10 protein-coding genes and 1 other RNA gene are annotated in these 8,647 nt (G+C 43.1%); 6 read left to right on the plus strand and 5 right to left on the minus strand.

What is annotated here, in order from left to right; genetic code table 11:
• Positions 1-22 precede the first annotated feature (22 nt).
• Positions 23-337, minus strand: a complete 315-nt coding sequence (locus AR334_RS13050; protein WP_066311254.1) for a hypothetical protein — start codon at positions 335-337, stop codon at positions 23-25.
• A 97-nt stretch (positions 338-434) separates the two neighbouring features.
• Entirely contained in the window at positions 435-887 is a 453-nt protein-coding gene (locus AR334_RS13055) for a universal stress protein (protein ID WP_066311258.1), read from the minus strand.
• A 104-nt stretch (positions 888-991) separates the two neighbouring features.
• Between AR334_RS13055 and AR334_RS29925 the strand changes: the two genes are divergently transcribed.
• Both AR334_RS29925 and ald read left to right on the plus strand, forming a co-directional pair.
• A complete protein-coding gene (locus AR334_RS29925) occupies positions 992-1,150 on the plus strand; it encodes a hypothetical protein (protein ID WP_172799216.1) in 159 nt (52 codons plus the stop codon).
• A gap of 171 nt (positions 1,151-1,321) precedes the next feature.
• A complete protein-coding gene (ald, locus tag AR334_RS13060; RefSeq protein ID WP_066311262.1) occupies positions 1,322-2,437 on the plus strand; it encodes an alanine dehydrogenase in 1,116 nt (371 codons plus the stop codon).
• A 108-nt stretch (positions 2,438-2,545) separates the two neighbouring features.
• Here ald and ssrS read toward each other — a convergent pair.
• Together ssrS and AR334_RS13070 are read right to left on the minus strand one after the other, a co-directional pair.
• Positions 2,546-2,742, minus strand: a non-coding RNA gene (gene ssrS / locus AR334_RS13065) — 6S RNA.
• Between the two features lie 55 nt (positions 2,743-2,797).
• Positions 2,798-3,895, minus strand: a complete 1,098-nt coding sequence (locus AR334_RS13070) for a Xaa-Pro peptidase family protein (RefSeq protein ID WP_066311265.1) — start codon at positions 3,893-3,895, stop codon at positions 2,798-2,800.
• Positions 3,896-4,074: 179 nt separating this feature from the next.
• On the opposite strand from AR334_RS13070, the gene AR334_RS13075 reads away from it, so the two are divergent.
• From AR334_RS13075 to AR334_RS13085, 3 genes are all read left to right on the plus strand, one after another.
• Positions 4,075-4,755 carry a metal-dependent hydrolase gene (locus AR334_RS13075; protein WP_066313806.1) on the plus strand — a complete coding sequence of 227 codons (681 nt, stop codon included), beginning with the start codon at positions 4,075-4,077 and terminating at the stop codon, positions 4,753-4,755.
• Positions 4,756-4,826: 71 nt separating this feature from the next.
• Positions 4,827-5,057, plus strand: a complete 231-nt coding sequence (locus AR334_RS13080; protein WP_066311268.1) for a hypothetical protein — start codon at positions 4,827-4,829, stop codon at positions 5,055-5,057.
• Positions 5,058-5,166: 109 nt separating this feature from the next.
• Positions 5,167-6,492, plus strand: a complete 1,326-nt coding sequence (locus AR334_RS13085; protein ID WP_066311271.1) for a CBS domain-containing protein — start codon at positions 5,167-5,169, stop codon at positions 6,490-6,492.
• A 34-nt stretch (positions 6,493-6,526) separates the two neighbouring features.
• Here the strand turns inward: AR334_RS13085 and AR334_RS13090 are convergent, their stop codons facing one another.
• Entirely contained in the window at positions 6,527-6,835 is a 309-nt protein-coding gene (locus AR334_RS13090) for a YtpI family protein (RefSeq protein ID WP_066311274.1), read from the minus strand.
• A gap of 95 nt (positions 6,836-6,930) precedes the next feature.
• Here AR334_RS13090 and AR334_RS13095 point away from each other — a divergent pair, with 95 nt between their 5' ends.
• Positions 6,931-7,866 (plus strand): bifunctional oligoribonuclease/PAP phosphatase NrnA, encoded by a 936-nt coding sequence (locus tag AR334_RS13095; protein WP_066311277.1) that lies wholly within the window; start codon positions 6,931-6,933, stop codon positions 7,864-7,866.
• Positions 7,867-8,647 lie beyond the last annotated feature (781 nt).

An 8,647-nucleotide genomic window follows, 5' to 3' on the forward strand; every position in this document is an offset into this window, starting at 1 on the left:
TCCCTTGGCATAAGGGAGTTTTTTAAAAATGTGCTTTATCCGACATTGTTTGGTTAGCCCGATACCACAGCCATAAATCATTGATGATGGAAGCAAGTTCGGCAATTTCAGAGTTCAATTGGCAGGAACGTGTGAAATCATTTTCATCTGAAAGCTGTGCTTGTTTGTGGTTAATTTCTTGTTCAAGGTCGACGATTCGGTCAGGTATTGACCCGCGAATCCGCTCCCAGCGCAGGAGAATTTCTTCCTGTGTTTCTTTACTGTATAGATCCCATTCCTTAGTTAAAACCGGAATATGAATACCAAGGCGATGGTCTAAAGAAAAATGATCTGTCATAATGTCCTCCACGAAGTTATGGTCCTTTTATAATACTATACTATGAAATGATATTTCAGTAAAAAAGCACGAAGCAGATGCTTCGTGCTTAAAATGTTTATTCCAAATCTTTTGGAGTTCGAACAACGAGGACGTCGCATGGTGCATAGCGGGTGATATGTTCGGAAACGCTGCCGATAAAGAAGCGTTCCACCACGTTCATTCCGGTGGCGCCACAGATAATCAAATCAATCTTATGTTTCTTGGCCAAATCTCGAGGGATGCGAATTTTAGGTGAACCAAAATCAATTTCGTACTCTACATTTGGTACTCCGGCGTCCTCAGCCTGCCTTTTATAGTTTTCCAGCATATCCTTGGCAAGCTTCTCGGCCCGGTCACCAATCACTGTGTCGTAGGCTTCAATTAATGCAAATGACCTTGTATCAATAACATGCACCAAGAGAAGCGGGCAATGATTTCTCTTTGCCACTTCTATCCCCTTCTTGAACGCCCAATCAGCTTCCTTCGACCCGTCAATAGCAACTAAAATATGTTGATATTTAAGTCCCATGATCATCATCTCCTCACCCTTATTATACAATATTTAACAATGTATAACTGTTGCAACTTTTCGAACAATAAAGGGGTAGCAAACACCGAAGGGAGGTTTTTGACATGGGCAAAATGGACCCAAATAAGCAATATACCTTTGAATTTGACGATCAAGGAGCCAATCTAGTTAGTGAACAAATCATGGATTCATATAATAGCGGTTATGTTGACCAGGGTACTGCAATAGCTGATAGTGATGATTTCACTGCAAACGATAGATAGGAAAAAGCAACTAGGACTGCCTCCTGCGAAGGACAGTCCTTTTGTATGCCCCAAAAAGAGACCTTGTCAATTATTGGTGAGGTCATCATTATATTTTAAGGATTATTTTGGAAACAGCGAAATTTTTGATAAAATGAAATTGTTCACATAAATCATTGCGGAGGTATTGATATGCGGATAGGTGTTCCTAAAGAAATAAAGAACAATGAGAATCGGGTTGCCATGACACCAGCGGGAGTCGTGCACCTGGTGCATTCGGGCCATAATGTGTTTATTGAAAAAGGGGCAGGAGAAGGGTCTGGTTTTACGGATGAGGATTATCGGTCTGCTGGTGCATCAATTGTAGATTCTGCGGCTGATGCCTGGGCAATGGACATGGTCATGAAGGTAAAAGAGCCGCTTCCAACTGAATATCAATATTTTCGTGAAAATTTAATCCTGTTTACATATTTGCATTTAGCCCCGGAACCGGAATTAACTAAGGCGTTAATAGATAATAAAGTCGTCGGCATCGCTTATGAAACGGTACAGTTGCCTAATCGTAGCCTGCCGTTATTAACGCCGATGAGTGAAGTGGCTGGACGTATGGCAGCCCAGGTTGGGGCGCAATTTTTGGAAAAAGTGTATGGCGGAATGGGTATCCTGCTATCAGGTGTTCCAGGCGTCCAAAGAGGGAAAGTCACCATTATTGGCGGCGGGGTTGCCGGCACAAATGCGGCAAAAATGGCAATTGGACTAGGCGCAAAGGTAACAATTATTGATTTGAATCCGGAACGTCTCCGACAGTTGGATGATATTTTTGGGGCAGATGTTACAACGCTTATGTCCAATCCGTACAATATCGCCGAAGCGGTGAAAGAGTCGGATTTGGTGATTGGCGCTGTGCTGATTCCGGGTGCCAAAGCCCCAAAACTTGTGTCCGAAGAGATGGTCAAGTCAATGAAGCCAGGGAGTGTGGTCGTGGATATTGCGATTGACCAGGGCGGTATTTTCGAAACAACTGACCAGATTACCACGCATGATAACCCAACCTATGTAAAGCACGGGATCGTCCACTATGCAGTTGCCAATATGCCGGGTGCGGTTCCACGAACATCGACAATTGCGTTGACAAATGTAACGGTTCCATACGCCCTACAAATTGCCAATAAGGGCTACCGTCAGGCATGCTTAGAAAATGAGGCATTATTAAAGGGGATTAACACACTGGCCGGCCATGTAACCTACAATGCGGTGGCCGAATCCCTTGGACTTCCATACAAAGACGCGAGAGAACTGTTGGGATAGTTTGAACGGAAGAGAGCTATTGTTTGGCTCTCTTTTATTTTTCCCATATGTTTGTTTACAACAAAAAAACCAGCACCCTCTAGGAAGCTGGTTTGAAAGACCCAATTTTGTAAAGCCGCATTTGCCGTATTTCATATAAGAAAGTTTTAAACCACCACTCCTCAAAGTGGGTGTTCTTAGAAGCTTTCCTGCGTGTCCTCCATGTCATGTAGACAGAGGCTTGTCATTTCGGCTTCAGTGTTTAAACTCCCTATTACAGCTTAAAGGTTAAAACTTTATTATCATTACGAACAATGCAGCCTGTATTTGTATATTACACCATTTGCACAGTACCTGCAATGTTAAAAAAAGCCAACCTGATTATTTAATGATTTGCAGTTCTTTCGGGTATTTAGTTAAGGCAATCGCTCCATTTGACCCTATATATACATCATCCTCAATTCGTACGCCAGCTACCCCAGGAACATAAATGCCTGGTTCAATCGTGTAAACCATGCCTTCCTGGATGACTAACGGATTTGTTTCGGTCATTGATGGGTATTCGTGAATGCTGATTCCAAGACCGTGGCCTAGCCGGTGCGGAAAATAATCGCCATAACCAGCATCGCTAATAATTTTTCTGGCAGTCTGATCCACTTCAGCAGCAGTAACCCCTGGCTTGCTTCGTTCGAGTGCAGCTAGCTGTGCTTTTAACACGGTATCGTAAATTTCTTTCTGCTTATCATTTATATCCCCATAGGCAACCGTTCTAGTAATATCGGAACAATAGCGGTCCACGACTACGCCTAAATCGAAAAGCACGAGGTCGCCTTTTTTAATTTTGGTCAAGCCTGGATTTCCGTGTGGGGATGCTGCGTTTGCTCCGGTCAGCACCATGGTCGAAAATGACATTTCTGTTACGCCTTTTTGTTTTAAGGCGTACTCAATCGCATTTAAAACATCGAGTTCGGTTTTGCCTTCTTTGATTTCGCTGGCTCCGAACTCAACCGCATAATCCGCAAGAGCGCAGGCCTCTTCTAATATTTTTAATTCGTTTGCATCCTTAATCATACGTAGCGTTCTTAATTTTTCCTCAGCAGAGACAAAAACTGCCTTCGGGAACAATTCTGACAGCTGTTCATAGCGTTCCACATTCATATGTTCTTTTTCAATCGCAGCTTTCCCAACGCTGATGCCGCGTTTTCTGATGGCAGCCACAATCATTTCCCATGGATTTTGAATATCGTTAAATCCGATAATATCTTGTTGCCAGCCAGCATTTCTTGCATTATACAGCTCCATTTCCGGACAAACCAAAAATGGCTCTTCCTCTTGAAACACAGCGAGAGCCAGTAAGCGCTCATGCGGGTCGGTATAGTATCCGCTTAAATAAAAAACATTTTCCGATGAAGTGACAAAACTTACCTCAATATTGTTTTCCTTCATCCAGCTTTGCAGCTTTTCAATCCGTTGATTCATTTTTAGGGACCTCCCTGTTAAAATCTCATTCCTATTTGAGAGTAACAATCTAATAATTAATTGTAAACTATCATACCTTAGGATGTGCTAAAACAGGATGAATATGGGGAAAATGTGGAAGGAATTCCTCAACTTTTATGGAAGTAGTATTTATCACGAATTTGAAAGGGGAAGATCTGATGAAAGTTTCCTACCATGGACATTCAGTTGTTCAAATTATCACGAATGGAAAAACAATTTTAATTGACCCATTTATAACCGGCAATAGTTTGACAGATTTAAAGGCAGATGAAGTGCATGCCGATGCCATTATTCTAACCCATGGCCATAATGACCATGTCGGGGATACCGTGTCCATTGCCAAAAGATGCGGGGCGCTGGTCGTTGCCAATGCCGACCTTACGACCTATCTTGGCTGGCAAGGAGTTGAAACCCATGGAATGAATATCGGTGGGGCTTGGGAATTTGATTTTGGCAAAGTGAAATTGACACAGGCCTTCCATGGTTCAGGCTACGCTACGGTAAACAACGAAATCATTTATTGCGGCATGCCTACTGGCGTTTTGTTTAGCAGCGAAGGGAAGACCATTTACCACGCTGGGGATACAGGGTTATTTTCCGACATGAAATTAATTGGTGAACGCCATCCCATTGATCTGGCCTTCCTGCCCATTGGCGATAACTTTACGATGGGGCCGGAGGATGCTGCCTATGCGGCAAAATTGTTGAATGCCAAGACGGTAGTGCCCATCCATTATAATACCTTCCCGCCAATCAAGCAGGATCCGAATCGTTTTATTGAATTGCTGGAAACTAAAAATGGAAAAGTGCTTCAGCCGGGTGAAGCAATCGAAATTTAACTACTTTTTTTCCTCCGATATGCATAAAGATGGAACAAGCAGTCTTTAATTATTTGAAGGAGGAAATCGAATTGAAAAAGAACCGCTATTTGTTATGTCTGCTGCTTAGTGCCTTCATGTTATATTTTGCGGTGCCAAGGTTGTCGGTATCCACACATGGGTTGGAAGGTATTTTCGCGATTTCTTGGCTGGTGTTTGCGTTATTCGTCATTGCCGGAAATCTGACAGGCCTGCTCTATACTCCGAAAAAACAGCTTCAAAAGTTTTCGAATGAGAAGGTTAAAAAACGTTCATTCCATTAATTATTATCAAACTTGTCAGAAATCACATTTGAATCAAGACTTTTTAAACTCTATAATGAGATTAGATATCTGTTGATCGGATATATGAAACTTATAAAGGGTGAAAGTCTTGGCCACTAAGACAAAGCACGAACAAATCTTGGAATACATCGATGAACTTCCAATCGGTGAGAAAATCTCGGTCAGGCAAATTGCCAAGGCCATGAATGTGAGTGAAGGCACAGCCTACCGCGCCATTAAGGAAGCGGAGAATAAAGGTTACGTCAGCACGATAGAACGGGTCGGTACGATACGGATTGAACGAAAGAAAAAAGAAAATATTGAGAAGCTTACATTTGCCGAAGTTGTAAATATCGTTGACGGCCAGGTTTTAGGGGGGCGAACCGGGCTGCATAAAACCTTGAATAAATTTGTCATCGGCGCCATGAAACTAGAGGCAATGATGCGCTATACCGAGGCCGGTAACCTCCTGATTGTCGGAAACCGGACACAGGCACATGAGCTTGCGTTGAAAGCGGGGGCGGCTGTCCTTATTACCGGCGGGTTTGATACGGAAGAGCATGTGAAGAGACTGGCGGACCAACTGGAACTGCCGATTATTTCTTCCAGCTATGATACCTTTACGGTCGCCACGATGATCAACCGCGCCATATACGACCAATTGATTAAAAAAGAAATCATTTTGGTTGAGGATATTCTAACCCCTTTATCGGAAACGTTTTATCTAAAAACATCCGATAAGGTGGCAAAATGGCACGAATTAAATACGCAAACGACTCACAGCCGCTACCCGGTAGTTGACCACAATATGAAGATTCAAGGGATGGTAACAAGCAAGGACGTATTGGGCCAGGATGCTGATACTTCGATTGAAAAAATTATGACCAAACAACCGGTGACCGTGACCGGAAAAACAAGCGTTGCTTCAACGGCCCATATGATGGTTTGGGAAGGGATTGAGGTTCTTCCGGTTGCCGATGATTCGAATCGTCTGGAAGGGCTGATTAGCAGGCAAGATGTCTTAAAAGCCTTGCAAATGAATCAACGCCAGCCGCAAGTTGGTGAAACGTTGGATGATATTGTGACGAACCAAATGGTTTTAATGCAGGGAAGAGGCAAGGGGGAAGATGCCTTCACTTGTGAGGTTACCCCACAGATGACAAATCATCTTGGCACCATTTCTTACGGTGTTTTTACAACCATTGTGTCCGAAGCGGCCAATCGTGTGCTAAAAGGCTATAAAAAAGGTGATCTTGTCGTTGAAAATATGACGATTTACTTTATAAAACCTGTCCAAATGGAAAGTACCCTAGAGATCTATCCGAAAATCCTCGAGGTCGGCCGGAAATTTGGAAAGGTCGATGTCGAAGTATACAATGAAGGGATTCTAGTTGGAAAAGCAATGATGATGTGCCAGCTGTTAGATAGGACCTAAAAAAAGCCGCTTCTTGACAAAGAAGCGGCTCCAATTATTTTTGATTCTCCAATATTTCCGCTTCCTCAATGGCAAACGGAAGATAATGTTTATATTTCTTAAATCCGGTCCAGCTGAATATGATCCCGTATACAATGAATATAGCCCCAACAATGTAGTTGACCGTTGACGGGTTCACGAAAAATGAATTAATTCCAAACAGCAATACAAACAGCCCAAGAGCAATGTTCGATTTGGCGGACAGCCATTTTTTTTCGACCGGACGATTGCTTCTGAAGTATTTTGTTTTATAAAATAAATAAAAGGCAAACAAAATAACGATTAAAACAACAAGCACGAACATTTTGGTTCCTCCAGTTTAAAAAATCATTTACTATTTTACCTGTAATGAACCAAAAATGCCACCATTACCATCGATTTACGGATAAAGGAGACTTTATGAAACAGAAAATTTTGGATACGATTAAACAATTTGACACAATCATTCTGCATCGTCACGTGCGCCCGGATCCGGACGCTTACGGTTCTCAAGGGGGACTGGCAGCAATCCTCAAGGAATCCTTTCCTGAGAAAAACATCTACGCAGTTGGTCAAGAGGAGCCCACCCTTCATTACATGCGCAGACTCGATTCCATCGATGATGAAGTCTATCAAGGCGCCCTTGTGATTGTTTGCGATACGGCAAACGAGGAGAGGATTTGCGACAAGCGTTATTCTTTAGGAGAGATGTTGATAAAAATTGATCACCATCCGAATGAAGACCCTTATGGGGATTTATTATGGGTGGACACAACGGCAAGCTCCTGCAGCGAAATGATTTATGATTTTTATTTATTTGGGAAAGACCAAGGCCTGAAAATGAATGATGAGGCTGGAAGACTGCTATTTGCTGGGATTGTCGGTGATACCGGAAGATTCCTTTATCCAAGTACAACGGAAAAAACGTTTGCCTATGCCGGTGAATTAATTCATTACGATTTCTCCAGACCTGAACTGTTTGACCGCATGTATGAACTTGACGCCAATATTATCAAGTTGAACGGTTATATCCTGCAAAACTTTGAGCTTCAGGAAAATGGTGTTGGGTCCGTGGTTTTAACTAAGGATCTGCTGGCGGAATTTAATGCCAGACCGGCAGAAGCGTCATTGCTGGTTTCCACTTTAGGCGATGTAAAAGGAATCAAGGCATGGGTCTTTTTTATCGAAGAGGATGATCAAATAAGGGTCCGGCTGCGCTCGAAGGGCCCGGTTATCAATGGTGTTGCCCGCAAGTTTAACGGTGGAGGGCACCCGCTCGCCTCTGGCGCCTCAATCCATTCATGGGATGAAATGGATGCAGTGTTGAAGGAACTTCATGCTGTATGTGAACCATAACTAACACTTTTTGGGAATTTATTACTAATATCCTTTTAGATAATCTATGCAATATGTCTGTTGACTTGCGCTCCACAAGGAAAGCTTCGGCAGCATTAGCATCGCACGACTAAAAGCGATAGCTTTTAGGAGGAGGCACTTCGCTTTCCGCGGGCGTGCCGGGGAGCCTCCTCAGCGCTAAAGCGCCTGCGGGGTCTCCCCTGCCCCGTACTCCCGCAGGACACTGAATTACTTCCTCGAATCTGCCCACGCACGAAGGAAATGCGATAGCATTTTCGAGGAGTCTTCGTGCCTTCCACGCAAGTCAACAGAGTTATTATCAATAAAGCCCTTCATACAATCAATTATAAAAAAGCTCTTTTTCTAAATTAGTGGTGAGGTTGCATATTTTTTTTCATATGTGACCCACTACCTAAAAGAATTTCATACAGTTCTTTTATGCGACCCCCCGCCCGAAAAAAACAGCGGTTCGGTAGCATATAGCCCTTCTATGCGACTCAACGCTCGAAAAAAACAACGGTCCGGTAGCATATAGCTCCTCTATGCGACTCAACGCCCGAAAAAAACAACGGTCCGGTAGCATATAGCTCCTCTATGCGACTCAACGCTCGAAAAAACAACGGTCCGGTAGCATATAGCTCCTCTATGCGACTCAACGCTCGAAAAAAACAACGGTCCGGTAGCATATAGCTCCTCTATGGATTAAGTCTATATAATTGTGTAAAAAGAAAGGTCATCAATCATGATCCGTGTTAAAATGTTTTTTTCGACCAAGAAAATC

The organism is Bacillus sp. FJAT-29814 (genome assembly GCF_001510715.1).
Lineage (GTDB): Bacteria > Bacillota > Bacilli > Bacillales > Cytobacillaceae > Neobacillus.